This window comes from Streptomyces sp. NPDC058632 (genome assembly GCF_042717095.1).
Classification (GTDB): domain Bacteria; phylum Actinomycetota; class Actinomycetes; order Streptomycetales; family Streptomycetaceae; genus Streptomyces.
Genome location: NZ_JBHXQZ010000010.1, coordinates 1 through 23,953, shown reverse-complemented (window position 1 = coordinate 23,953; position 23,953 = coordinate 1). Strand labels below are relative to the sequence as shown.

General features: G+C 72.0%; 24 protein-coding genes, 2 tRNA genes and 1 pseudogene. 16 read left to right on the top strand and 11 right to left on the bottom strand.

The window, feature by feature from the left end; all coding sequences use genetic code 11:
- Positions 1–2: 2 nt before the first annotated feature.
- From lysA to ACFWVE_RS06265, 3 genes are all read right to left on the bottom strand, one after another.
- The gene (lysA, locus tag ACFWVE_RS06275; protein WP_384008757.1) at positions 3–1,394 is read right to left on the bottom strand and encodes a diaminopimelate decarboxylase; all 1,392 of its coding nucleotides are present in this window, start codon (positions 1,392–1,394) and stop codon (positions 3–5) included.
- A gap of 15 nt (positions 1,395–1,409) precedes the next feature.
- Positions 1,410–2,495: an ArgS-related anticodon-binding protein NrtL gene (nrtL, locus tag ACFWVE_RS06270; protein ID WP_384008755.1), complete on the bottom strand. Its 1,086-nt coding sequence runs from the start codon at positions 2,493–2,495 to the stop codon at positions 1,410–1,412.
- Between the two features lie 96 nt (positions 2,496–2,591).
- The gene (locus tag ACFWVE_RS06265) at positions 2,592–3,179 is read right to left on the bottom strand and encodes a PleD family two-component system response regulator (RefSeq protein WP_384008753.1); all 588 of its coding nucleotides are present in this window, start codon (positions 3,177–3,179) and stop codon (positions 2,592–2,594) included.
- A 59-nt stretch (positions 3,180–3,238) separates the two neighbouring features.
- On the opposite strand from ACFWVE_RS06265, the gene ACFWVE_RS06260 reads away from it, so the two are divergent.
- The 4 genes from ACFWVE_RS06260 (at position 3,239) to ACFWVE_RS06245 (ending at position 5,116) form a co-directional block, all read left to right on the top strand.
- A tRNA-Arg gene (locus tag ACFWVE_RS06260) sits at positions 3,239–3,310 on the top strand.
- A gap of 783 nt (positions 3,311–4,093) precedes the next feature.
- Positions 4,094–4,357 (top strand): CopG family transcriptional regulator, encoded by a 264-nt coding sequence (locus ACFWVE_RS06255; RefSeq protein WP_384008751.1) that lies wholly within the window; start codon positions 4,094–4,096, stop codon positions 4,355–4,357.
- Positions 4,354–4,767, top strand: coding sequence for a PIN domain-containing protein (locus ACFWVE_RS06250; protein WP_384008749.1), 414 nt, complete (start codon positions 4,354–4,356; stop codon positions 4,765–4,767). The genes ACFWVE_RS06255 and ACFWVE_RS06250 overlap by 4 nt, the downstream gene beginning before the upstream one ends.
- A gap of 263 nt (positions 4,768–5,030) precedes the next feature.
- Positions 5,031–5,116 (top strand) — tRNA-OTHER (locus ACFWVE_RS06245).
- Positions 5,117–5,573: 457 nt separating this feature from the next.
- Here ACFWVE_RS06245 and ACFWVE_RS06240 read toward each other — a convergent pair.
- A complete protein-coding gene (locus ACFWVE_RS06240) occupies positions 5,574–6,053 on the bottom strand; it encodes a hypothetical protein (RefSeq protein WP_384008747.1) in 480 nt (159 codons plus the stop codon).
- Between the two features lie 780 nt (positions 6,054–6,833).
- Here ACFWVE_RS06240 and ACFWVE_RS06235 point away from each other — a divergent pair.
- Both ACFWVE_RS06235 and ACFWVE_RS06230 read left to right on the top strand, forming a co-directional pair.
- Complete coding sequence (locus ACFWVE_RS06235; protein WP_384008745.1) at positions 6,834–7,202, top strand: hypothetical protein; 369 nt, start codon at positions 6,834–6,836, stop codon at positions 7,200–7,202.
- The gene (locus ACFWVE_RS06230; RefSeq protein ID WP_384008892.1) at positions 7,144–8,046 is read left to right on the top strand and encodes a potassium channel family protein; all 903 of its coding nucleotides are present in this window, start codon (positions 7,144–7,146) and stop codon (positions 8,044–8,046) included. Before ACFWVE_RS06235 ends, ACFWVE_RS06230 begins: the two co-directional genes overlap by 59 nt.
- Here the strand turns inward: ACFWVE_RS06230 and ACFWVE_RS06225 are convergent.
- Positions 7,994–9,142: a Fic family protein gene (locus ACFWVE_RS06225; RefSeq protein WP_384008743.1), complete on the bottom strand. Its 1,149-nt coding sequence runs from the start codon at positions 9,140–9,142 to the stop codon at positions 7,994–7,996. The two genes, ACFWVE_RS06230 and ACFWVE_RS06225, sit on opposite strands and share 53 nt — an antisense overlap.
- 40 nt (positions 9,143–9,182) lie before the next feature.
- Here ACFWVE_RS06225 and ACFWVE_RS06220 point away from each other — a divergent pair, with 40 nt between their 5' ends.
- From ACFWVE_RS06220 to ACFWVE_RS06210, 3 genes are all read left to right on the top strand, one after another.
- On the top strand, positions 9,183–9,596 hold the full coding sequence (locus ACFWVE_RS06220) for a hypothetical protein (protein ID WP_384008741.1): 414 nt from the start codon (positions 9,183–9,185) through the stop codon (positions 9,594–9,596).
- 176 nt (positions 9,597–9,772) lie between these two features.
- Positions 9,773–10,240, top strand: a complete 468-nt coding sequence (locus ACFWVE_RS06215; RefSeq protein ID WP_384008739.1) for a hypothetical protein — start codon at positions 9,773–9,775, stop codon at positions 10,238–10,240.
- Between the two features lie 222 nt (positions 10,241–10,462).
- Complete coding sequence (locus tag ACFWVE_RS06210) at positions 10,463–10,771, top strand: hypothetical protein (RefSeq protein ID WP_384008737.1); 309 nt, start codon at positions 10,463–10,465, stop codon at positions 10,769–10,771.
- Between the two features lie 25 nt (positions 10,772–10,796).
- On the opposite strand, the gene ACFWVE_RS06205 is transcribed toward ACFWVE_RS06210, so the two are convergent.
- From ACFWVE_RS06205 to ACFWVE_RS06195, 3 genes are all read right to left on the bottom strand, one after another.
- Complete coding sequence (locus tag ACFWVE_RS06205) at positions 10,797–11,786, bottom strand: NAD(P)-dependent alcohol dehydrogenase (protein WP_384008735.1); 990 nt, start codon at positions 11,784–11,786, stop codon at positions 10,797–10,799.
- 159 nt (positions 11,787–11,945) lie between these two features.
- Entirely contained in the window at positions 11,946–12,665 is a 720-nt protein-coding gene (locus ACFWVE_RS06200; RefSeq protein WP_384008733.1) for a TetR/AcrR family transcriptional regulator, read from the bottom strand.
- 47 nt (positions 12,666–12,712) lie between these two features.
- A complete protein-coding gene (locus tag ACFWVE_RS06195; RefSeq protein ID WP_384008731.1) occupies positions 12,713–13,210 on the bottom strand; it encodes a MarR family winged helix-turn-helix transcriptional regulator in 498 nt (165 codons plus the stop codon).
- Between the two features lie 103 nt (positions 13,211–13,313).
- On the opposite strand from ACFWVE_RS06195, the gene ACFWVE_RS06190 reads away from it, so the two are divergent.
- The 5 genes from ACFWVE_RS06190 to ACFWVE_RS06170 all read left to right on the top strand — a co-directional run bounded on the left by ACFWVE_RS06190 (position 13,314) and on the right by ACFWVE_RS06170 (position 20,238).
- Entirely contained in the window at positions 13,314–15,494 is a 2,181-nt protein-coding gene (locus ACFWVE_RS06190) for an MMPL family transporter (RefSeq protein ID WP_384008729.1), read from the top strand.
- A gap of 104 nt (positions 15,495–15,598) precedes the next feature.
- Positions 15,599–17,215: an SDR family oxidoreductase gene (locus tag ACFWVE_RS06185; protein ID WP_384008727.1), complete on the top strand. Its 1,617-nt coding sequence runs from the start codon at positions 15,599–15,601 to the stop codon at positions 17,213–17,215.
- A 104-nt stretch (positions 17,216–17,319) separates the two neighbouring features.
- Positions 17,320–18,699, top strand: coding sequence for a cryptochrome/photolyase family protein (locus tag ACFWVE_RS06180; protein ID WP_384008725.1), 1,380 nt, complete (start codon positions 17,320–17,322; stop codon positions 18,697–18,699).
- Between the two features lie 116 nt (positions 18,700–18,815).
- A complete protein-coding gene (locus tag ACFWVE_RS06175) occupies positions 18,816–19,223 on the top strand; it encodes a GntR family transcriptional regulator (protein ID WP_384008723.1) in 408 nt (135 codons plus the stop codon).
- A gap of 172 nt (positions 19,224–19,395) precedes the next feature.
- Positions 19,396–20,238 carry an alpha/beta fold hydrolase gene (locus ACFWVE_RS06170; protein ID WP_384008890.1) on the top strand — a complete coding sequence of 281 codons (843 nt, stop codon included), beginning with the start codon at positions 19,396–19,398 and terminating at the stop codon, positions 20,236–20,238.
- A gap of 43 nt (positions 20,239–20,281) precedes the next feature.
- Here ACFWVE_RS06170 and ACFWVE_RS06165 read toward each other — a convergent pair whose 3' ends face one another.
- The 3 genes from ACFWVE_RS06165 to ACFWVE_RS06155 all read right to left on the bottom strand — a co-directional run bounded on the left by ACFWVE_RS06165 (position 20,282) and on the right by ACFWVE_RS06155 (position 22,806).
- Positions 20,282–21,046, bottom strand: a complete 765-nt coding sequence (locus tag ACFWVE_RS06165; protein ID WP_384008721.1) for a hypothetical protein — start codon at positions 21,044–21,046, stop codon at positions 20,282–20,284.
- Entirely contained in the window at positions 21,036–21,551 is a 516-nt protein-coding gene (locus tag ACFWVE_RS06160; protein ID WP_384008720.1) for a SigE family RNA polymerase sigma factor, read from the bottom strand. Before ACFWVE_RS06160 ends, ACFWVE_RS06165 begins: the two co-directional genes overlap by 11 nt.
- Before the next feature lie 448 nt (positions 21,552–21,999).
- Positions 22,000–22,806, bottom strand: a complete 807-nt coding sequence (locus ACFWVE_RS06155; protein ID WP_384008718.1) for an NERD domain-containing protein — start codon at positions 22,804–22,806, stop codon at positions 22,000–22,002.
- A gap of 101 nt (positions 22,807–22,907) precedes the next feature.
- Between ACFWVE_RS06155 and ACFWVE_RS06150 the strand changes: the two genes are divergently transcribed.
- On the top strand, positions 22,908–23,414 hold the full coding sequence (locus tag ACFWVE_RS06150) for a dual specificity protein phosphatase family protein (RefSeq protein WP_384008717.1): 507 nt from the start codon (positions 22,908–22,910) through the stop codon (positions 23,412–23,414).
- A gap of 107 nt (positions 23,415–23,521) precedes the next feature.
- Positions 23,522–23,953 (top strand): annotated as a pseudogene (locus ACFWVE_RS06145) (SH3 domain-containing protein); the annotation flags it as partial.

Sequence of the window (23,953 nt, the reverse complement as noted above, 5' to 3'; positions counted from 1 at the left end):
CCTCACCCGACGTCGAGGCGGAGGAGGTCCTCCTCGGTCTCGCGCCGGACGATCACCCGCGCCTCACCGTCCGCGACGGCGACGACGGGCGGGCGGAGCACATGGTTGTAGTTGCTCGCCATCGACCGGCAGTACGCCCCGGTGGCCGGTACGGCGATCAGGTCGCCCGGCGCCAGGTCCCCCGGCAGGAAGGCGTCACGCACCACGATGTCACCACTCTCGCAGTGCTTGCCGACGACCCGGCAGAGCATCGGCTCGGCGTCGGAGCTGCGGGAGACGAGGGCGACGCTGTACTCGGCGTCGTACAGCGCGGTGCGGATGTTGTCCGACATCCCGCCGTCGACGGAGACGTACGTGCGCAGCCCGTCGAGCGGCTTGATGGTGCCGACCTCGTACACGGTGAAGGCCGTCGGTCCGACGATGGCCCGCCCGGGTTCGACGGAGATGCGGGGGGTGGCGAGGCGGGCGGACTCGCACTCGCGGGTCACGATCTCGGTCAGCGCCTTGGCGATCTCGTGCGGCTCGCGGGGGTCGTCCTCGCTGGTGTAGGCGATGCCGAGGCCGCCGCCGAGGTCGATCTCGGGCAGCTCGACCCCGTGCTCGTCCCTGATCTCCTTGAGCAGCCCGACGACCCGGTGGGCGGCGACCTCGAACCCGGACATGTCGAAGATCTGCGACCCGATGTGCGAGTGGATCCCGATGACCTCGAGACCGTCCAGCTGGAGCGCCCGCCGCACGGCCTCGGCGGCCTGCCCGCCGGCGAGCGGGACCCCGAACTTCTGGTCCTCGTGCGCGGTGGCGATGAACTCGTGCGTGTGCGCCTCGACGCCGACGGTGATACGGATCTGCACCCGCTGCCGCCTGCCGAGCGACTGCGCGATGTGCGCGACCCGGACGATCTCCTGGAAGGAGTCGAGCACGATCCGCCCCACCCCGGCCTCGACGGCCCGGGTGATCTCGGCCACGGACTTGTTGTTGCCGTGGAAGGCGATCCGGTCGGCGGGCATGCCGGCGGACAGGGCGGTGACCAGTTCCCCGCCGGAGCAGACGTCGAGGTTCAGCCCCTCCTCGTGGAGCCACCGCACGACGGCCCGGGAGAGGAACGCCTTGCCGGCGTAGAACACGTCGGCGTCGTCCCCGAAGGCGGTGCGCCAGGCCTGCGCGCGGGCCCGGAAGTCGGTCTCGTCGAGGATGTAGGCGGGGGTGCCGAACTCCTCGGCGAGCCGCGTGACGGGGATCCCGCCGACGGTGAGCGCGCCGTCCTCGTCACGGCTGACGGTCTGCGCCCACACCTTGGGGTCGAGGGCGTTGAGGTCGGCGGGCGGTGCGGAATAGTGCCCCTCGGGCAGGACGTCGGCGTAACGGGGCCCGGCGGGGTGTGCGGAACGGCTCATTCTTCGCGTGCTCTCTCAAAGATGGTCGGGGGCGTCGATGCCGAGCAGGGACAGGCCGTCGGCGAGCACCGTCCCGGCGGCTTCGGCGAGCGCGAGCCGGGCGCGGTGGACGGCCGAGGGTTTCTCCGCGCCGAGCGGCAGCACGGCGGGGAGCAGGGACTGCGTGGCATCGGCGACGGTGACGAGATGCCGGGCGAGCCGGTCGGGAGCGCGGTGCCGCGCGGCGGCCGCGAGGACGCGGGGGTGGTCGGCGAGGGCGGTGAGCAGCGGCCGGGTTCCGCTCACGCCGACGGGGCCGGGCGCGGGGCGGAACCCGAGGTCGGCGGCGTTGCGCGCGAGGGCACGGGTGCGGGCGTGGGTGTACCGCACCCGGAAGAGGGGGTTGCCCTCCCTCTGCTCCAGGTGCTCACCACTGATCCGCGGCCGGTCGTGCGCCGCGGGCCGCAGCAGCGCCCAGCGGGCGGCATCCCGGCCCAGCGGCAGCGGGTCGGCCGGGGCGGGCACGGGGCGGACGTGCACAGGAGGGCGGCTGTCCTGGGCGCCGGCGCCCTGCTCGTACTCGATGCCGCCCTCGATGCCGCCACCCCCGAGCACGGCGCCCCACTCGGGTGCGGGCGGAGCGTCGAAGCCCACCCGTACGGGATGCCCCTGGGCCCGCAGTATCCGGGCCAGCGCGTCGAGGTGAACGAAGGCACGCACGTCAGCCGCGCCACGCAGCAGCACAGGCTTCCGGCTCCCCCCGGGGAGATGCCCGTAAGGGGTGTCACCCGCGCGGAGGATCTCCTTTACGAGAGCGACGGACGCCTCGGACGCGTCGGCCTCACGCAGGCTGATGTTGATGAATCCGGGTCCGGTGATGACGACATCGCCGATGCCCTCGGCGCGAAGGAGACGGTCCCGAAGAACCTCGGCGACGTGCTGCGGCGTCCGGCCGGCCGGGCGGGCCAGCCGAAGGGCGACGTTGGTGGCGTACTCCCCGCACCCCCCGGGCCCCGGCGGCGCGACGACGACCCGCTCGGGCACGGCCACGCTCAGCTCCCCGTCGTCGACAGCACGACGCACCGCGCGCAGCACGGTGCGGGAGAGCTCGACGGGGGTCACGGGACAAGGGTAGGGGAGGAGGGGGGTGGGGAGGCGAGCCGACTTGGCCGGGATCCCGCGATGTGGACGCCCGCACGGACGGACCGGGCGGCGCGACTACCCGGGAGCGTGCCCGGCGGCCCGCTCGGCACCCCCGAGGCCGCTCCCCCCGCTCACCCCACCGCTGTCCCCGCTGCTTCCCCGTCGGCGCCGCTCGGTCAACTTCCAAACCAACCGCACGAGTTCACTGGGTTCGAAGGGCTTGGCAAGGAAGACATCAACCCCGACATCGAGCCCGCTCTCGACCTCGTACTGAGTACAGGCACTGATGATGGCGAGCGGAAGGTCACGGGTACGGGGATCGGCACGCAACCGGGCCGCGGTCCTGAGCCCGTTGAGCCGCGGCATGACGACGTCAAGGGTGACCAGGTCGGGCCGCACCTGATGAACGACTTCCAGACACTCGGCACCATCGGCCGCGGTCACGACCTCGAAGCCCTCAAGCTCGAGATTGACCCTGATCAACTGCCGGATGACCTTGTTGTCGTCCACAACAAGCACCCGACGCGACGCCCCTGGCACAACTCGAGAGTAGGTCGAGACCGGCCACCGCGTCCGCGCTTTCCCCACTTCCACCCCCAGGGGTGGCCCCTCGAACGCACAGGGTGACACCGGCCTCGCCCGCCCCACGGAAAACGGGTTCATGACCACCCCGCCGGAACTGGTACTGTTCTACCCGTCGAAGCGATCACCGCAACCGACACGCCCCCGTAGCTCAGGGGATAGAGCAACGGCCTCCGGAGCCGTGTGCGCAGGTTCGAATCCTGCCGGGGGCACTTCGCAGGAAGTGCCCAAAGACCCCGTCACCAGCGGAAACGCTGAGGCCGGGGTCTTCGCGTATGTGCAGGCGGATGCCGCCGGAAGCAGCCGTTTGCCGAACTGGTTCCCCGGAGTTGCAGTGGCGCTCGACTGGGCCATCGGGGCTCCACCCATCTCAGCGACGCCGCGCTGCCCCAAGGTCGGCAGCCCGCCGGATACCGTCCTGGTGCTGACGCCCTTCCCCTTTGAAGCAGGTCTCTCCGGCAGCGGCTCCGATCGCCAAGAAGCCGCGTCTTCCTCAGCCTCCGCATGCCGCTTGATGTCGAGTTGCTCCCTGATGGCCACGTGGGCCCTGCATCGTCCAAGCCTGTGAGCTGACGTACAGCACCGCGGCATCGTGCCAATGACTCCAGGACGCACTTGGCGTTCCGTGGTAGCGCGATGAACCTGGCTTTCACCCCAGCCACAGGATGCAGGTCCACCTGCGGCTCACCTTCGTCGTCCGTCCACAGCCACACACGTATGCGTGGCCGGCTCTCCTGCCCCCTGTGTTCACCACAACTGCGTCCTGCCCGCGCCGGCCGAGGATGTGAGGGGGCGCATTGCGTCCCCCTCTCCATGCCCGTTCCGCGTGTGAGCCCAGGGAAATTGGTGATCCTTCGCGGAAGGCCCCTTCGAGGGTTCTGACATTCGATCGCCGAGGCGTCCGGGACATCGAAGTGGGCCGGCGAGCGCCGGGCCCGTTCGTCGGCGACCGTGCGCTACCGAACGGCAGGAGGATGATGAGTAGGATTGGTGGCATGAGTGACCCTACCGGCAAGTACTCAATCACCATGCCGCGCGACATCGCCGAAGCCGCCAAGGCCCGCAGCGGCCCCTCCGGCCTGTCCGCCTACGTGGCCGCGGCCGTCGCCCGTCAGATCGAACGGGACAACCTCAACGAGATCATTCAGGTTGCCGAAGCCGAGCACGGGCCTGTCACGGACGAGGAGATCCAGTCGCTCCGCGACCAGCTCCACCAGGCACGCCGCGAGCAGACGCAGGGCGGAGCGAGCGCCGCGTGACCCGCTCTCCCGCCACCCCCGGCGGCACCCTGGTCCTTGACAGCGAAGGGCTGGCCAAGGCTGTCCTGCGAGACCGAACGGTGACCGGCTGGCTCGCCCTGGCCCGCGCCGATGACCTGCGCGTGATCACTTCGGCAGCCACCCTCGTGGAAGTGGTCCATCCCCGGATCAACCGCCCGGCGCTGGAGTGGACCCTTTCCCGCCTCGTCGTCGAACCGGTCACCGAGTCGATCGCCCGGCACGCCGCCGCACTCCTCGCCGACGCCGGCCTGCACGGCCACAAGTACGCCGTCGACGCCATGCTCGGCGCCACCGCCCTCACCGCGCCCGGCCCCGTCACGGTCCTCACCTCCGATCCTGAGGACGTCGCAGCGCTGTGCGGCGGGCGCATCACAGCGATCAAGGTCTGACGGCGTGCGTTGAGCGCCCGAGACCGGATCGGGGCGCCTCAGGCGAGGGTGGCTGGACCCCGGTCATTCGTCACCGAATGCGCACTCGCACTCATCTCGAAGGACGGGGGCCAGAGTCTCCGCGGTGAACTCCGCGCCGTTGCCGCCCGCTCCCCCGCCGCTGCCCGAGGTCATGCTTCGACGATACGGACCGGACCCACCGCCTGACAGGCCGTCCGCGCAACAGGGACGTGATGATCTTGCTCAGGCTTCAGTCGAGAAGAAGCCCCGCCGCAGGTCAGGGCACCGGTCGCCGCTCGTTCTCACCTGAGCTCCGGAGCCGTGTGCGCAGGTTCGAATCCTGCCGGGGGCACCTTGCACGAGGTGCCCAGAGACTCCGTCATCAGCGGAGACGCTGAGAACGGGGTCTTCATGTATGCGTGGGCGCAGACCGCCCGAAGTGGCTACATGTCAGGGCCCGTGAACGAGGCATGGACGGAATCCTGAGACGTTTCCGCAGGTGATGACATTCATGAGAGCCCGCAGACCTGCGCCACGCAGCCCCGGTCTCTGTAGGGAATGACGACCGCTACGTTCTCGCCGTTTCCAGTGCAGAAGCCAATCAGCATCCAGCTCGGTGCCTCAGCCTGACCGCAGACCCGAGCGTCACCGTCCGGATCGGCCCCCGGCCGTTGCCTCTTATCAGGGCTGCCAGCCGCGAGATCTCAGTAGTAATGATCATCTGCGGTCGCCGGTCCGCTGGGTGTCCAGGCAGGCTGCCTGGACACCGTGCCCTGGCCGCTCGTCCTCATCGGCGTATCGGTCCTCTACCCGTCCACGCTCCAGGGAAGCGGCGGACGCCTCTTGTCCGAGCCCGGTCCCGGCCCCGGGCGGCTGTTCCACATCAGCAGCAGGTCGCGTGCGTGGAACCGCGCCCTCGGGTACCACCGCCGTCCGTCCACCGTGTTCGGAAGGGTGTCAGGACGGTCGTCCTTGATCTGCGTCACGCTGCGACCGTCCACTCCTATCAACCTGGCGAACCCTCCCAGCGTCACCTCACGGTCCAGATCCTCCTCCCTCAGCTCCACCGGATCAGCTCGCTGCGGACGAAACGGTTCCAACTTGACCGGGTCGTACCACGCACTGCCCCCGCCCCCGCCCTTGTCGCTCACTCCGCGGCGGGCACGCTCCGGGGCCGGGAAGCCGGGGTAGTGACGCGGCATCACGTGCACCACGTAGCCATGGCTGTAACCCACCTGGGCGGCCCACTCCTTCAACGTCACCCAGCCCTTGTCAGGCTCGACCACGATCCACCCCACTCCCACCCGGAATCCGCGACATACCGCAGCGCACATCAGCGTGGTACCCACCGCACCTGAACAATTACCAACCTCGCCGCCGTCACCGGCATCGAGTACAGATGACGCCGGAGAAGGAGGGCCCATCGGTCCGCAGAGGCAGTCAGCGATGCCGTCCATCCGGCCTGAACAGCCCATGTCCGGCCGCGCGGAGGACGAACACGGCGGCGGAAGCGGCTCTGGATCGCTGGGGGGGTGCAGGCCGAGACAGCAGAAAGCGTCGGTCCCGTCGAGACAACCGCCGGCGGTCCCGCCGGAAGGTTCGTACGCCCAGGGCAGCAGTCGGCGCTGAAGGGGGCGACGGTCGCGTGGCCGAGAACGCCGGTGGCGCCCTCCAGGTGCAGCGTGTCGGCGCTCGTCCCCGCCCACCACGGGAGCAGCGTCACCATCGGCCCGCCCGCCACCGCCGGTATCACCGCGCGCCGGTATTCCATGTCCTGCCCCGTCCTCGCTTGCTGTCGCCACGAGTCACCGTGGCCCGGGAGATCTCGCGTGGCCGCGGTCGCATGCGGGCCGCAGCCTCACTTCGTCCTGCCCGCGCCACCGGGTCCCCGCCCCGCCCCTCCAGGGCTGAGGCGCATGCCGTCGTGACCGTCGTAGCGGGCCCGATGCCACAATGGCGCGCCATGTCTGCCACCTGCCCTCAGGGACCAACGGCTTCGGCGCTGGGAGCAGCGCACCGGCGGCCGGCTCATCGGCCTCGCGCTGGTCCACCTCACGGCCTACGCGGTGCCGATCCTCGACCCGGGACTGCCCCGCACCTGGCGTGACGCCGCCGAGACCGTGACCTTCGCCATCTGGGCGCTGCTGGCCGTCGAGTTCGTTCTGCGCTTCGCCGTGGCCGGCAGCCGGTGGCAGTTCCTCAAGGTACGGCTGTTCGACCTGGCGACCCTGGTCCTGCCGCCGCTGCGCCCCCTGCGACTGGTGACCCTCGTGTCCATGGTGGTGCGCCGCAACTCCTCCGCCCTGGGCCGGATCCGGCTGCGTCTGGGCACCTACGTGGCGGCCTGCACGGCTCTGCTGCTGTTCCTTCTCCAGCCTGACGATCCTCGACGTCGAGCGGCGCAACCCGGACGCCTCGATCACGACGTTCGGTGACGCCCTGCGGTGGTCGCTGACCACGGTCACCACCGTCGGTTACGGCGACCTCTACCCCACGACGACCGAGGGGCGCCTGATCGCCGTCGCGCTGATGGTCGGCGGCATCGCGCTCGCGGGTCCCGTCACCGCGACCCTCGCGTCCTGGTTCATGGACCGGTTCTCCGAACTCCGCACTCCGCACCAACGAGGCCCGGACGACCAGCGAGATCTCCGCCCTCACGGAAGAGGTCCGCCGCCTCCGCGAGGAACTGCACGCCCAACGCCCCACCGCCCCGTCCGCTTCCGCGGAAGGGCCGCACACCGCTGGAGCGAACGGCCCCGGGACCACGTCCGGCAGCGCCCCCGGCCTGGACACCGGCACCACGGACGGCACCCCCGGCACGTCCGGGACCCGCGCCCCCTCCCGCCTCGCGTAGCCCGGCCACCGAGGGCGAGGCACCCGGCCGCCACGATCAGGCCGCCCGCCGTCCGTGCGTCGGGGCCCAGCCTCAGCGCCCCCTCCCGAGGCTCCCAAGGGGATCTCGGCGGCACCGGCCCCGGACACGGTCGTCTCGTCCGGTTCCCTGATCATTCTGCCGATGATTTCATGTCGACTTGCTGGCATTGCAAGGGCGTTGAAAGCACAGATGACCTTCGGGCATGGAGAAGCCCCTGGTGGACGGGTGGGTGTCGAGTCCGGGCCGTCCTGCCAGGAGCTTCCGCGTACTCGTCCGTGCACCGCCGAGAGCGCCGACGAGCCCTGGAGGCTCCTGCATCCACGGCAGAGGGGGCACATCGCATCCGCTTGCCTACACGGAGACATAGGGGTCGCGGATCGTGTGGCGGCGTCGGGCGGCGCTGAGGACATCTGCGGGGAAGCGTTCGCCGGCCACGTAGTGGCGGCCCTTGGTCTGGCCGACTGCGGTGAGGATGCCTGCCTTGACGAGGGCCTGCATGTCACGAGTGGCCTGCTGGGAGTTCAGCCCTTCGCTCCTTTCGTGGCGTGAGCGGCGCACGCGTCCGGCCATGGCCACTTCATGGAGAGCACCGACCTGCCGTTCACTGACACCCAGGCTGCCGGCGTGCCGGTCGAGCAGGACCCAGACGTCGGCGGAACGCTGCACACGGTGCCGCACCCGCTGCGCCTGCTCGTGGTAGGCGCGCAGGTTGAAGCTGATCCACGGGCCCGTGTCGCGCTCCGGCGAGTAGACGGAGCCACCGACTTCGCGGAGCACCTTGTAGTAGTCCCAGGTGTTTCCGGGCATGCCGAGCCACTCCTCGATGGAGGAGAACTCAGGCGCCAGAACGCGCTGGCGGGTGATGACAAGGGTTTGCAGGCTGCGGGACATGCGACCGTTGCCGTCGACCCACGGGTGGATCTTCACCAGGTTGAGGTGGGCCATCGCGGCTCGGATCAAGGGGTCGGCGTCGAGGTCGCCCTCGTTGAGCCAGTCGACCAGTTCCCCGGTGAGAGCCGGGAGCCGCTCCTCGTGCGGGCCCTCGTATTCCGTGCTGAGCGGATCACCTGCGGCGCTGATGAAGATGGGCTTACGACGCCACTGGCCTGCGGGCCTGTGAGGGGTGTGGTGGTGACCCTGCAGCATCCAGTGCAGGGCGTTGAGCAGCCCTTTGCTGTAGGTGAAGTCCTCCACGTCATGAAGCGACTGAATGTACGTCATCGTCTGTTGGTAGGCCAGGGTTTCCGCCTTGTCGGCCTCGCTGGCGTCGATGCCCTCCCGCTCGCCGTCCATCAGGTCGACCACGTCGCGCACATCCACCTGGAAGCCCTCGATGGTGTTGGACGCGGCAATGGCCGATGCCGTCAGGGCACGACGTAGGTCCTGGGTCCATTTCGTGGGCGCCTGACGCACCGCATGACGCAGGTCTGAGCGCATGGCACCGACCTCGGCGAGCACTCGCTCGTCAGCGGAGGTGAGGGGGGGCATCACATAGAGCATGAGGAAATGATACCTATTAGCCATCATCAAGGGGGCGCAGGTGAGCCGCCTACCGGCACGCACTCGATCGGCTTGCGGCGGACATCGCCGGGGCGACCAGGAGGTCACCGAGGGGCGCCTGATCGCCGTCGCGCTGATGGTCGGCGGCATCGCGCTCGCGGGTCCCGTCACCGCGACCCTCGCGTCCTGGTTCATGGACCGGTTCTCCGAACTCCGCACCAACGAGGCCCGGACGACCAGCGAGATCTCCGCCCACACGGAAGAGGTCCGCCGCCTCCGCGAGGAACTGCACGCCCAACGCCCCACCGCCCCGTCCGCTTCCGCGGAAGGGCCGCACACCGCTGGAGCGAACGGCCCCGGGACCACGTCCGGCAGCGCCCCCGGCCTGGACACCGGCACCACGGACGGCACCCCCGGCACGTCCGGGACCCGCGCCCCCTCCCGCCTCGCGTAGCCCGGCCACCGAGGGCGAGGCACCCGGCCGCCACGATCAGGCCGCCCGACAGGCCGCCCGCCCAAGAGGAATGTCATGATCTTGATGGCCTTTCCGGCAGGTCAGGACTCGTTTCGGGGCCGCGCGGACGTCCAAGCGTCTGGGCACGCAGGAGATCTTGTGATGTCCTGCTCCCCGTGGCCGGTGTTCTCTCAGCCTTGATCGCAGTTCTGGGGACTCTCCTCGGCGTTGCCGTGACGCACTTGTTCCAGCGCCGAGCGGCTGCACGCGACCAGATGGTCGCGGCTCAGCGGCAGCTCCGCACCGAACGCATGACCGTGTACAGCGACTTCGCCGGAACAGTGACCGAGTTCAGGCGGGGCCAACACGACCGCTGGCATCGCAGGGATGAGGATCCCGACGGCCCCGCCTGTCTGGAAGCTCGCGTCGAGGCGTACCGCCTTCGTGGAGTCGCCCTTCACGCACTGTTCCGGGTCCAGCTCATCGCAAGCAGCCAGACAGTGATCGATGCCGCGCGGCATGCCTACGAACTGACGGCCGGGGTGCACAAAGCATCCGACAGGACGGAACTGAGTGCGCTGGGCAACCGGGCACGGGACGCGTTGGAGCACTTCGTGAAACTCGCGTCCTCCGATGTGCGCTAGCAGCGGGGAAGCCCTGGGCGCCTCCGGGCAGATCAAAGCCTCCGTCGGCGCCGGAGCGGTTCACGATCCGGCGGGGAGCGCTCCGGTGGGGAACATTCCGGCACCGCGCCGCGCTGACCGTAATGTCCCGCCGGAGGTCCCGGACAGGACACCTGCCGGGCCCAGCGGACAGGACACCCGCCGGAGTTACCGGGCCGGCCGGCGCAAAGGAGTGTGAGACGGATGACGACGACGACAGGGCGTGACGTGACCATGGCCACCGCCACCGCGGCCGAGACCCCCTCGCTCGTGACGGCCTGCGGGCGCAGGATCGCGGTGCGGTGCCTGCGGCTCGCGCCCGCGGACCGGCCCATCAGCAGGGTCACCCTGGACGTGGGCCGGGAGCAGGGAGGCGGGCCGGGGACATGGGCGGCGCTCACCGCCGACGAGGCGCGTGACCTGGCCCGGCTGCTTCTCCTGCACGCCGGGCTCGCCGAAGGGGGCGGCAACGGCTCCATCGGGATGTCACAGCAAGGGGTTTCCCCCTCCTGACCCATCAGGCGCCGCCTCCCCGGGCTCATTCCACGGTGAGCACGGCTTTGCCGCGGGCGTGGCCCCGTTCCACATGGCGCACGCCCTCGGCCGCCTCGGCCAGGGGGTAGGTCCGGTCGACCACCGGGGTGAGGCTGCCCGCCTCGATGAGCGCGGTGACGGCGAGCAGGTCCTCCCTGGTCGGCCCCGCCGGGGCCGCCGGGAGGATCGGGCGCAGCCGCTGCCGGACGAACGCGTCGACCGCGATCACCCGCAGCAGGGAGCCGACGGCCCCGACCACGCGGCCGGGCGGGCCTCCCCCGTTGGCCACCAGGGTCCCCGACGGGGTGAGTGCCCGGCGCAGGCGGCCCAGCGGCCGGTTGCCCACGTTGTCCAGGATCACGTCGTAGCGCGCGCGGGCGTCGGTGAAGTCCTCGCGGGTGTGGTCGACGACGTGTGCGGCACCCAGTGAGCGCACCAGTTCGACGTTGTGGGGGCCGCACACCCCGGTGACCTCCGCGCCCAGGGCCGCGGCGATCTGCACGGCGAACGTGCCCACGCCGCCGGCGGCCCCGTTGACCAGGACCCGCTGCCCCGGCTGCGTCCGGCCCACGGTCCGGATGCCACGCAGGGCGGTCACCGCGCCCATGGGCACGGCCGCGGCCTGCTCGAAGGTCAGGTCCGCCGGTTTGGGCACCAGCAGGTCCGCGGTGGTGCGCGCGTACTCGGCGAAGGAGCCCGGGCAGAAGCCCAGCACCTCGTCGCCGGGCCGCAGTCCGCGCACGCCGGGGCCTACCGCCTCCACCTGGCCGGCCGCGTCGATCCCGGCCACCCCCGATTTCGGACGGGTCAGCCCCATGCCTCCCGACAGCCGTGCCACGTACGGGTCGCCGCGCATCATGTGCCAGTCGTAGGGGTTGAGCGCGGCCGCGCGCACGCGCACCAGCACCTGACCGGTCCCGATCCCGGGCCGGTCGGTCTCCGTCAGCCGCAGGATGTCCGGCGGACCGAACCGCTCCTGAACGATCGCCTTCATCGGGCCTCCCCCGACCCCGGCGGTGTACGGCGTACACCTTTCTCGCACCGTAGGTGTACGCCGTACACGCGTCAAGGGCTTCTTCAGCGGTGGGGCAGCGCGACGGGGCAGGGCGACAGGGCAGGGCGACAGGGCAGGGCGACAGGGCAGGGCGACAGGTCAGTGGGTACCCCGGAGCCGGTCGAGGCCGTCCAGCGTCAGGTCCAGGGCGAACTCGAACTCGAGCTGGTCGTCGCAGCCCGCACCGACGACGGACTCCCGGTCGTGGGCGACCGCCATGGCCAGTGCCGTGATGTGGGGGTAGCGGGCGGCCATCTCCTCGGGCGGCATCGCGTCCGGATCCGGCTCGCGGCCGGGGGCGTCCTCGAACAGCTCCTGGGAGAAGCCCAGCAGGCGGCTGCCCATGACGTGCATCGCATGATGGACCAGGTCGATCGGGAACCCCCCGGACCGGAAGATCCCGATCATCGAGTCCAGGTACTCCAGCACCGCCGGGGTCGGGGTGGCCCGGGCCTTCATCCGTGACTCGATGACCCCGGGCGCCCACGGGTGGCGCAGCAGCATGCGGCGGGCCGACAGCACCCGGCGGCGGACGGCGGTCTTCCAGTCGGCCCGGCCGGCGGGCGGGTCGATCTCTCCGACGAGGACGTCGATCATGCCGTCCAGCAGCTCGTTCTTGTTGGCCACGTGCTTGTACAGCGCCATGGGCACGACGCCGAGCGCCTGCGCGATCCTGCGCATGCTGAGCGCGTCGACCCCGCCCTCGTCGGCGAGGGCGACGGCGGTGTCCAGAATCCGCTTCCTGCTCAAGGGGGTGCGGGGCCGCGCGGGGGCGTCGGCCTGCGTGCTCGTCTCCACCACTCCCTCTCGTACGGGCATTGCCTCTCGTGCGGGCGAGGCCCGGAGCCGGGGCGTCCTCCCCGTCGTCACGAGGTGTGACGGCCCAGGAGGACGAGTTCCCGGTTGAGTTCGGTGAGGAACCGGGTCACCGTCATCAGTTCGTCCTGGGTGAAGCGGACCCGGGCCGCTTCCGTGCTCTGTGCCAGGGGGCGGAAGAAGGCGCCGGCGACGGCCCTGGCCGCCTGTTCGTAGTGCAGGTGGACCACGCGGCGGTCGCCCAGGGCCCGTACGCGGCGGATGTGGCCCGCCTTCTCCAGACGGTCGACGCATGCCGTCACCGCGCCGGACGTGAGGTCGAGCCGGTCGCGCAGCCTGCCGGGTGTCATGGGGCCGTCGGCCGGGTCGGCGTCCAGGATCGCGACCAGGGCCTGCACGTCGGTGAGGTGCAGGCCCTGCGCCTGGGCGAACTCGTGGGCGATGCGGTTGAACTCGGCGTTCATCCGGCGCAGCAGGACCGCGAAGCTCTGCAGCCCCGTCGGATCGTCCCCGGAAGGGGAGGGCGGGGGGCTATCGGTGCCGGACATGCGTTCAGTATATATTTGTTCAACCATTGAGATACTTGATGGTTGACTTACTTCTGCTCGTCCCGTTTCCTTTCCTTCCGTTCCGATGCCACTTGGGGATTCAATGAGGACCACACCGATCTGGGGCCGGTGGCTGGTGCCGCTCGTTCTGCTGATCGTCTGGCTGGGTGTGGGCGGCACGCTCGGCCCCTACGCGGGCAAGCTGGGCGAGGTCGCCACCAACGACCAGGCCGCGTTCCTGCCGCAGAGCGCCGAGTCCACCAAGGTGCTCGAAGAGGGTGAGGCGTTCGAGCAGGCCGGGGCGTCGCGCGATGTGCCCGCCATCGTCGTGTGGACGGCCGACGGGGGCGGCCGGGTCACGGAGGCCCAGCAGGAGGAGGCCACGCGGGCCGTCGGCGCTCTCGCCGGGCAGCCCGGGGTCGCCGGTTCGCCGTCGCCCGCCCTCGTCTCCGACGACGGGCAGGCCCTGCAGGCCGTCGTCCAGCTGGAGCCGGATCTCGACGAGGAGTTGCCCGCCGTCCTGGACGAGGTCCGGCAGACGGCCGGGAGCGTGCCGGGGACCACGGCGCAGATCGCGGGGCCGGCGGCGAGCCAGGCCGATCTGTCGGACGCGTTCGCGGGGATCGACGGGCTGCTGCTGGGTGTGGCGCTCGCCGCCGTGCTGGTGATCCTGCTGCTCGTCTACCGGAGCGTCCTGCTGCCGTTCCTGATCATCCTCGGGTCCGTCTTCGCCCTCGGGCTCGCCTGCGCGGTCGTGTACGCGCTGGCCGACCGGGACGTCGTCCGGGTCGACGGCCAGGTGCAGGGCATCCTCTCCATCCTCGTCATCGGCGCCGCCACGGACTACGCGCTGCTGCTGACCGCCCGCTTCCGCGAGGAGATCACCCTGCGCGGGGACCGGGTCGAGGCCGCGGTCGCCGCGGTGCGCCGCTCGTTCGGGGCGATCACGGCCAGCGCCGCCACCGTGGCGCTCGGCCTGCTGGCGCTGCTCGCCAGCGACCTCACCAACAACCGCGCCCTCGGGCCGGTCGGCGCCATCGGCATCGTGTGTGCCGTGCTCTCCACGCTCACCTTCCTGCCGGCCGTGCTGGCCCTGCTGGGGCGCAGCGCCTTCTGGCCCTCCCGCCCGAAGGAGGCCGGGGGCACGCCCTCCGCGGACGCCCCCGCGGAGGGGCACGGAGTGTGGCACCGGGTCGCCGCGACCGTGGACCGGCGGCCGCGTGCCACGTGGGTGGTGACCGCCCTGGTGCTCGCCGTCTTCGCGGCCTTCTCCCCCACCCTGTCCTCCAAGGGCGTGCCGTTCGAGGAGATCTTCGTGGGCGACGCCTCCTCGGTGACCGCCCAGGAGACGCTCGGTGAGCACTTCCCCGGCGGCTCCGGCAACCCCGCCGTCATCATCGCCGACGCCGGCAGCGCCACCGAGGTGGCGGCCGCGGCCGAGGAGACCGAGGGCGTCGCCTCGGCGGCCCCGGTCTCCGCCTCGGGGCGGCCCGGCGGCGAGCCGCTCGTCGCCGACGGCCGGGTCGAGATCGCCGCCACCCTCGAGGACGGCGCGGACAGCGACGCCGCCAAGGGGACCGTCGAACGGCTCCGCGACGCCGTGCACGCGGTCCCCGGGGCCGACGCGCTGGTCGGCGGCTACACGGCGCAGCAGTACGACACCCAGGAGACCGCCGCCCGGGACCGTACGGTGATCGTGCCGATCGTGCTCGCCATCATCCTGCTGATCCTCGTCCTGCTGTTGCGCTCGCTGCTCGTACCGGTGCTGCTGGTGGCGACGGTCGGGCTCAACTTCCTGGCGACGCTCGGGGTGTCGGCGCTCGTCTTCGAGCATCTCCTCGGCTTCTCGGGCACGGACGCGTCGGTCCCCCTGTACGGGTTCGTGTTCCTGGTGGCGCTGGGCGTCGACTACAACATCTTCCTGATGTCCCGGGTCCGGGAGGAGGCGCTCACGCACGGCAGCCGGCAGGGCGTGCTGCGCGGGCTCACCACGACCGGCGGGGTCATCACCTCGGCGGGTGTCGTCCTCGCGGCGACGTTCGCGGCCCTGATGGTGATTCCCCTGGCCTTCCTGGTCCAGATCGCGTTCATCGTGGCCTTCGGCGTCCTGCTCGACACCCTCGTGGTCCGCTCGCTCCTGGTGCCCGCGCTCGTGATCGACATCGGTCCCCGGGCGTGGTGGCCGAGCGCCCTGGCCCGGAAGGGCGACGCGGATGCCGGTGCCGGCACCGGCTCCGGGTCCCCTTCCGGCTCCGGCTCCCCTTCCGGTTCCCGGTCCGGCTGAACGGGCGCGTCCACCGCGCTGCCGCCATGATCGGAGGGGAGGGAGCAACCTCGGAGCGAGTGGGCAAGTGAGCACGTGAGCGGACGAGCGCGGAGGAGACGGACGTGGGTACCGAGACGGACGCGGACGAGAGCTCGGGCGGGCAGCGGGACGGGGGCGGCGCCGAGCGGCTGCACTGCCTGGTCACCGGCGCCTCCGGATACATCGGTGGGCGCCTCGTACCGGAGCTGCTGCGGGCCGGCCACCGGGTCCGGTGCCTCGCCCGCTCCCCCGGCAAGCTCCGCGACCAGCCCTGGGCGGGTGACATCGAGCCGGTCCGGGGCGACGTCACCGACCCCGGTTCGGTCGCCTCGGCCATGCGCGGGATCGACGTCGCCTACTACCTGGTGCACGCCCTCGGGGCCGGTTCCGGCTTCGAGGAGACCGACCGGCGGTCCGCCCGGATCTTCGCCGAGCAGGCCCGTGCCGCCGGCGTACGGCGCATCGTCTACCTGGGCGGGCTGACCCCGCGCGGTGTCCCGGAACGGTCCCTGTCCCCGCATCTGCGCTCCCGCGCCGAGGTCGGGCGGATCTTCCTCGACGGGCCGGTGCCCGCCACCGTGCTGCGGGCCGCGGTGGTCATCGGTTCGGGATCGGCGTCGTTCGAGATGCTGCGCTATCTGACCGAACGGCTGCCGGTCATGGTCACCCCCAGCTGGGTGCACACCCGGATCCAGCCGATCGGGGTACGCGATGTGCTGCGGTACCTGGTGGGCTCGGCCGGCATGCCCGCCGACATCGACCGGGCGTTCGACATCGGTGGGCCGGACGTCCTCACCTACCGCGAGATGATGCGGCGGTACGCCGTCGTCGCCGGACTGCGGCGGCGGCTCGTCGTGACGGTGCCGGTGCTCACCCCGAGCCTGTCCAGCCACTGGATCGGGCTCGTCACCCCCGTACCCGCCTCCCTGGCGCGGCCGTTGACGGAGTCGCTGCGCCACGAGGTCGTCTGCCACGAGCACGACATCGCCCGGTACGTGCCCGACACGCCGGACAGTCCGCTGTCGTTCGACGAGGCACTGGCCCTCGCGTTGCGGAGGGTGCGGGAGGCGCAGGTCGCCACGCGCTGGTCGTCCGCGAGCCTGCCGGGGGTGCCCAGCGATCCACTGCCGACCGACCCCGACTGGGCCGGCGGGAGTCTCTACCGCGACGAGCGCGAGGTTCGCGTCGGAGCGTCCGTGGAGTCGCTGTGGAAGGTGATCGAGGGCATCGGCGGGGACAACGGCTGGTACTCCTTCCCGCTGGCCTGGGCGGTGCGGGGCTGGCTGGACCGGTTCGTCGGCGGGGTGGGCCTGCGGCGCGGGCGGCGTGACGCCGAGCGGCTGCGGGTCGGTGACTCGCTGGACTTCTGGCGGGTCGAGGAGATCGAGCCCGGCCGGCTGCTGCGGCTGCGGGCGGAGATGCGGCTGCCGGGTCTCGCGTGGCTGGAGATGTACGCCGACACGGACGACGAGGGCCGCACCCTCTACCGGCAACGCGCCCTGTTCCATCCGCGCGGGCTGCCGGGCCATGCCTACTGGTGGTCCGTCGCACCGTTCCACACCGTCGTCTTCGGCGGCATGGCCCGCAACATCACCCAGGCCGCCACGAAGGGCATGAGCGCGCACGGGGCCGATGCGCGCAGGGGCCGCCGCACAAGCCACGAGCCCGCACGGCCCGCACGGCGCCTGCGCCGCGGGTGACGGGTCCGGCGGCGGCGTGCCCGGCTCCGCATCCGCGTGCCGGGAAAAGCCCGAAGAGACGGTGGGAAAGCAAGCAAGGCTCATGCACGACCGGGAGTAGCCCCATGACCGTCGCGGTCGTCCTGTTCACCTCGGATCTGCGTCTGCACGACCATCCGCCGCTGCGCGCCGCGCTCGCCGCGGCCGACGAGGTGGTGCCGCTCTTCGTACGCGATCCCGGTATCCGCGCGGCCGGCTTCGACGCACCCAACCGCAACGCCTTCCTCACCGACTGTCTGCGGGATCTCGACGCCTCGCTGCGCCGGCGCGGCGGCCGGCTCGTCGTGCGTACCGGGCCGGGCGCCCGGGAGGCCGGCGCGGTCGCCACGGAGTGCGGGGCCGCGGAGGTCCACATGGCGGCGGGCGTCAGCGGCTACGCCCAGCGGCGCGAGGAGCGGCTGCGGGAGGACCTCGCGCGGCGCGGGGTGGCGCTGCGGGTGCACGACGCCGTGATCACCGCCGTCGCCGCCGGGGCGGTGACACCCGCCGGGTCCGACCACTACGCCGTGTTCACCCCCTACTTCCGCCGCTGGTCGCAGGAACGGCTGCGGGAGACCTGCCCGGCGCCGCGCGCCGTGCGGGTCCCCGACGCGGTGCGCGGCGAGCCGCTGCCCTCCCGTGACGGCCTGTCCGGCCTCTCGCCCGGCCTCCCGGACGGGGGCGAGTCGGCGGGGCGCGAACGGTTCGCCCGGTGGGCCCGGTCCCGGATGCCGGCGTACGAGGAACGGCACGACGACCTGGCGGGCGACGCGACCTCCCGGCTCTCGGCCCACCTCCACTTCGGGGCCCTCTCGCCGGTGGAGCTCGTCCACCGGGCCAGGGCCCGGGGCGGGGCCGGGGCGGAGGCGTTCGTGCGCCAGTTGTGCTGGCGCGACTTCCACCACCAGGTGCTGGCCGCGCGGCCCGAGGCGTCCGTACGGGACTACCGCCCCCGGCACGACCGGTGGCGGACCGGGGACGAGGCGGCCGGGGACATCGCCGCGTGGCGGGAGGGCCGTACCGGCTATCCGGTGGTCGACGCGGCGATGCGCCAGCTGCTCCATGAGGGCTGGATGCACAACCGCGCACGGCTGCTGGCCGCGAGCTTCCTGACCAAGACGCTGTACGTGGACTGGCGGGTCGGCGCCCGGCACTTCCTGGACCTGCTCGTGGACGGCGACCTCGTCAACAACCAGCTCAACTGGCAGTGGGTCGCCGGGACCGGCACCGACACCCGTCCGAACCGCGTCCTCAACCCCGTGCGCCAGGGCAGGCGTTACGATCCGAGCGGTGCCTACGTACGACGCTGGGTGCCCGAGTTGGCGGACGTGGACGACCGGCACGTGCACGAGCCGTGGCGGCTGCCGGAGGACCGACGCGCCCGCCTCGGCTATCCCGAACCGCTGATCGGCCTCGCCGCCGGCCAGGCCCGCTTCGCCCACGCCCGCGGCCTCGACGGCGTCTGAGCCCGCGGGAGCGGGCGCGGGCGCCGGGTTCCGGATTCCGGGGTGAGGACTCGGAAACGAGGCCTTCACCGCGCGGAGGGCTCCTGGGAAGCAAGGGGTTCCTGGCGTCTGCAGGCATGGATTCAACGGTGTATACGCGGTTGGACACGGGCCCGGCCGATCCTGCCGGACCGCTCGCCCCGCTGGACCCGGTCGTGACTCCGTCCGCGGGCTCGCTGCGCGACCGGGTGTACGCGGAGTTGCGGGCCGCCGTGTTCGACGGTGGGTTCGGGGCGCGCGAGCGGCTGAGCGACGTGCGGCTGGCCGCGCGGTTCGGGGTGTCGCGGACGCCCGTGCGGGAGGCGCTGGCGCGGCTGCTGGCGGACGGGCCGATCGAGCGGGGAGGGGCCCCATCGCGTCGGTGTCCTCCTCCGCCTTGCGGCCGAACGCACCGGACCCCACTCGCCCCGGCCGGACGGACACCGCCGACCGCCTCCGACCCGACCCGCCGGACAGGCCCCAGCGCTCGTTCATCCGCGGGCTGACGTCGGGGGCGGTCAGGGGGCAGGGAGAAGGACTGCGGAGGATCCGGGTGTGGCATCGGTGTTCTCCTGGGAGGAGTTGCTGAAGGACGTACCGCGTACTGCCGCGGCGCACCTCCGACCGGGGTGGGCCGTGGGTGGCACCGTGGGTGGTCAGGACCGAAAGCGGGTGGGCATGAGCGAGTGGCGGCGGCAGTTGGGCGGGCGGTTCTCCGGTTCGGCCGGGGAGGTGGCCTGGGGAACCCTGGGCGAACCCGGGCGGGATCCTGTGGTGTTGTTGCACGGGACGCCCTTCTCCTCGTTCGTCTGGCGGGCCGTGGCCCGGTCACTGGCCCGCGATCACCAGGTGTTCGTGTGGGACATGCCGGGCTACGGGATGTCCGGGAAGGCCGAGGGGCAGGACGTGTCCCTCCGCGCTCAGGGGCGGGTCTTCGCCGAGCTGCTCGACCACTGGGGGCTGCGCGAACCGGTGGTCGTCGCCCATGACTTCGGTGGGGCCGTGTCGTTGCGGGCGCATCTGCTGCACGGCGTGCCGTACCGGGCGCTCGCCCTGGTCGATCCCGTCGCGCTGGCGCCCTGGGGGTCGCCGTTCTTCCGGCTCGTCCGGGAACACGCCTCCGTCTTCGAGCAGTTGCCCGGAGGGCTGCACGAGGCGCTGGTACGGGAGTACATCGGGTCCACCGGCGGCCCCGGGCTGCATCCCGGGGTTCTGGAGCGGCTCGTGCGGCCGTGGGTCGGTGATCCGGGGCAGGGCGCCTTCTACCGCCAGATCGCCCAGGCCGACCAGCGCTGGACCGACGAGATCCAGGGGCGGTACGGCGAGATCGACGTCCCGGTGCTGATCTGCTGGGGCGCGGACGACGCCTGGATCCCGGTGGCCAGGGGGCGGGAGCTCGCCGCCCTGATCCCGCACGCCCGGTGGGAGCCGATCGCCGGTGCCGGGCGTCTCGTCCAGGAGGACGCGCCCGCCGAACTCACCGCTGCGCTGGGCTCGTTCCTCCGGGACGTGATCCGCTGATCCAGGGTCGTGGTCCCGTGCTGTGGTCCCGGGCCACGGTCGGTCAGGTGCGTGGGCGGGAGGTTGCGGTCCCGGTTTCGGGGCCGGCCCCGGTGGTGGGGTTCGTCGTCGCCACGGGCGGGGTCGGGGTGGCCGCGGAGGTGATCTCGATGTGTTCGCCCCGCCGGACGCGGGTGTAGAACCATCGCGCGTCGTCGACGCTCAGGCCCAGCCAGCTCGTCCTGGCGTCGAGGGCGCCGAGGGATCTGGTGTCGAAGACGAGGGCGCCCGCGTAGGCCGGGGCCCCGTCGCCGGTACGCAGCTCCACCACGTACGGGACCTTGGCCTCGTAGGCGTTCCCGGCTCTCGCCTCGCTCCGCAGCAGCATGGCCTTGTGCTTGGCCCGCACGGTCAGTCGGTGGCCGTGCGGCAGCGGAACGGCGACGAAGTGCGAGTTGACGCGCATGACGCGGCCGCCGACCGTGAGGGTGTGGCGGCCCAGGTCGAGGACGGCCTGTGCGGTGTCGGCCGGCCTGCCGGTCGCCGCCTCGGGTGCCCGGGGGCTGGGCGTCGGCGTGCCGATCGCATGGGTGTCGGACGAGGTGGCCGGGGTGCGCCGTGAGTCGTGGCCGGGCTCCTCTGCGTGCACGGTGAGGCCGATCGTCGCCACCATGCCGGCCACCGAGGTCACCAGGCCCAGGCGGACGGTGGTCCGGCGACGGCGGGAGCGGCGTCGTGCCCGGGTGCGGACCTCGGCGGCCGGCAGGGGCGGCGGGGCCTCATGGGCCTCCGCCAACTCGCGCAACGCGGTGGCGAGTTCATCCGACACGGCCGCCCTCCCTCCAGGCCGGCTCCTCGGCCTCGTCCACCGCCAGCTGTTTGGCCAGTGCCGCCCGCCCCCGGGACAGCCGGGCCTTGACCGTCCCCACGGGTGCGCCGGTCTCGGAGGCTACCTGTTCGACACTGAGGTCGCACAGATGGTGAAGAACGACTGCCATGCGCTGGGCCTCGGGCAGTTCGCGCAACGCGGCGACCAGCGCGGCGCGTTCGGGCCCGGGGCCGGGGGTCGTTTCCGGCAGCGCGGAATGGCGCACCAGCTCCAGCCAGCGGCGCGCGCGGCGCCAGCGGCTGACCGCGAGGCGCATGGCGACCGTGCGTACCCATGCCTCGGGCGCCCCGTCGGCCTGAAGCTTGCGGCGCCGGTCCCAGGCCCGTACGAACGCCTCCTGGACCACGTCCTGAGCCTCGCCCAGGTCCCCCGTGAAGGCGAAGAGCTGCCCGGTCAGACGGGGGAACGCGGCCGCGTAGAAAGCGTCGAACTCGTCCTCGGTCATGCCCTCCACCGGTGTCCGTGAATGTGCTGTGTGACCGGCCGCCCCTGTCATGCACACAGGTCCAACAGATCACGCACATGGAAGCACAGCCCTGGAGGAAGACGCGGAACACGGGCTCGGGGATCCATCAACCGCCATACGGGTGAATACCGTTTCGCCGTCCCGCGGTTGTCCGCGGTTGTCCGCGGCCGGCCCGGGTCGGGCGTTTGCGCGGGGCGGCCCTCTTGGCCGGGGTCCTCCTCGCGCTCCGGCCCGTCCTCGCCGCGTCCTTCCCCGGAGCCTTCCCCGGAGCCCGGTTCGACGACGAGGCCGTCGGCGTCGGCCTCTCGCCGCCGTTCTCCTGCTTCTGGTCCGCGCCCTCCTCCTCGCCCCGCGACGTGCGGGCGGGCAGGCGGCACGGGCGCTGCTCTCCTGGACCGCCATCAGGTCCAGGGCCCTGCCGCTCCGCTCAGAGCCGGGTCCACGTGTTCCGGTCCCGTGCCATCGCGTGCAGGGCCTCCACGTCCGCCGGTTTCAGTACGCCCCCCGCATCGCCCAGGCGCTCCACCTCGCCGTCCGTCAGGACACGCACCTCGCGCGGCGGGGTCCTCACCGTCACCTGCGACGCTCCGACCAGGACGAGCACCGGGCGGACCTCAGCGGTCAGGGCGTACGAGACCCGGTCGGCGACGGCGCGGACGCCGCGCAGCACGGGGTGCGGCTCACCACGGCGGCCGACGGCGACCAGGGGGTCGGCGACCGTCACCCGCTGCCTGCGGGCGTACACGGCGTGTACGGCGTACAGCCCGCCGGGGCCGATCGCCAGGTGGTGGACGCGGTCGCCGCCGGGGAGCGGGATCGAGTGCAGGGTGCGTACGCCCAGGCCGTCCATGCGGTCCAGGACCTCACCCACCGTCCGCTCCGCCTCCAGGGCCCGGTGGCGCGGGCCGGCGCGGAGGCGGTGGGCCGGGCCGGGGTCGCGGTCGAGCGCGACCAGGAGGGCCTCGCCGGGGCGGTTCGGGGCGAGGTCGTCGTCGGGGTGGAGGGTGAGTCGTGCCAGCTCGGCGGGGGTGGGGGCCGGAGGCGGGCCGACCGAGACCGGGCCGGTGAGGAAGGGGCCGAGCGCTTTGAGCACCTCCGCCTCGCGGTCCTCGCCGAGCAGGTTGACCCTGGCCGCGTCACGGTCGTACCAGGCGATGCTCCCGCCGTCCGGGAGACAGACGTACAGCCGCTCCTGGCCGTGCCGCCAGGCCGGTACGACGCGCAGACCCTTCATGCACCATCACCCCGCCTTCCATGGGAACAGGCGGGGTGCTCCAGGAGCAAGAACCCGGCTACCTTTGGGAGCACGTGGGCGGTGATGCTGGGGAGGCACCGTTGCATACCTACAGGAAGCAACCCGACGTACCGGCACCGGACACTCCGTGGGACGAGATCGCACCCGGTCTGTGGATGGGCGGGCACCAGTTCAGGGCCCGGACCGGGCAGCTGGAGTTCGCGTCGGTGCGCCAGGAGTTCGATCTTGTGCAGACGCTGCTGCGGCTGCCGGGGCACGGACCGGACCCCGGGGTCGAACACCAGGTGTGGCCGATCCCGGACGGGCCGCTCGACGGAACCCAGCTGCTGGGGGTCATCCGGCTCGCCGAGGCGGCGTGCGAGGCACTGGACGACGGGCGCAAGGTCCTCGTGCGCTGCTATCACGGGTACAACCGCTCGGGACTGGTCGTCGCGCACGCGCTGATGCGCCGGGGCAGCTCCGCCGAGGGGGCGATCCGGCTGATCCGGGCCCGCCGCTCGGACTGGGCCCTGCACAACGACCTGTTCGTCGACTACCTGCGGGCCGGGCTGACGACGGCCCGACTGCTGGAGGAACTCACGGAGTAGACGGCCGCCGTCTCCGATGGCGCACCAAGGCGGGCGGGGAGGAAGGGCTGCTCCTAATGTGGCGATTGGTCACCTTCGACTCTTTCGTCCCCATATGGAGGTACTTCATGTCACGCCCCTCCCCGCACGCACCGCGCACGTCGCGCTCCCCGCTCCTCCGCCGTCTGCCCATGACGCTGGCCGCCGGCACCCTGGCGCTCGCGGCCGCCGTCGCCCCCGCCCTCGCGAGCGACACGCCGGACAACGGCGACCAGTCGGGCTGGAGCCAGCAGGGCGGCAACGGCGACAACGGCGGCTCGTCCAACCAGCAGGGCGGCAACGGCGACTGGGACCAGCAGACCGGCGGCAACGGCAACGGCAACGGCAACGGCAACGGCAACGGCAACAACGGTTACGGCAACAACAACGGCGGCGGAGGCGGCGACGGTTACGGCAACAACAACGGCGGCGGCGGAGGCAACGGCGGCGGCGACGACGGTTACGGCAACAACGGCGGCGGCGGAGGCAACGGCGGCGGCGACGACGGTTACGGCAAAAAC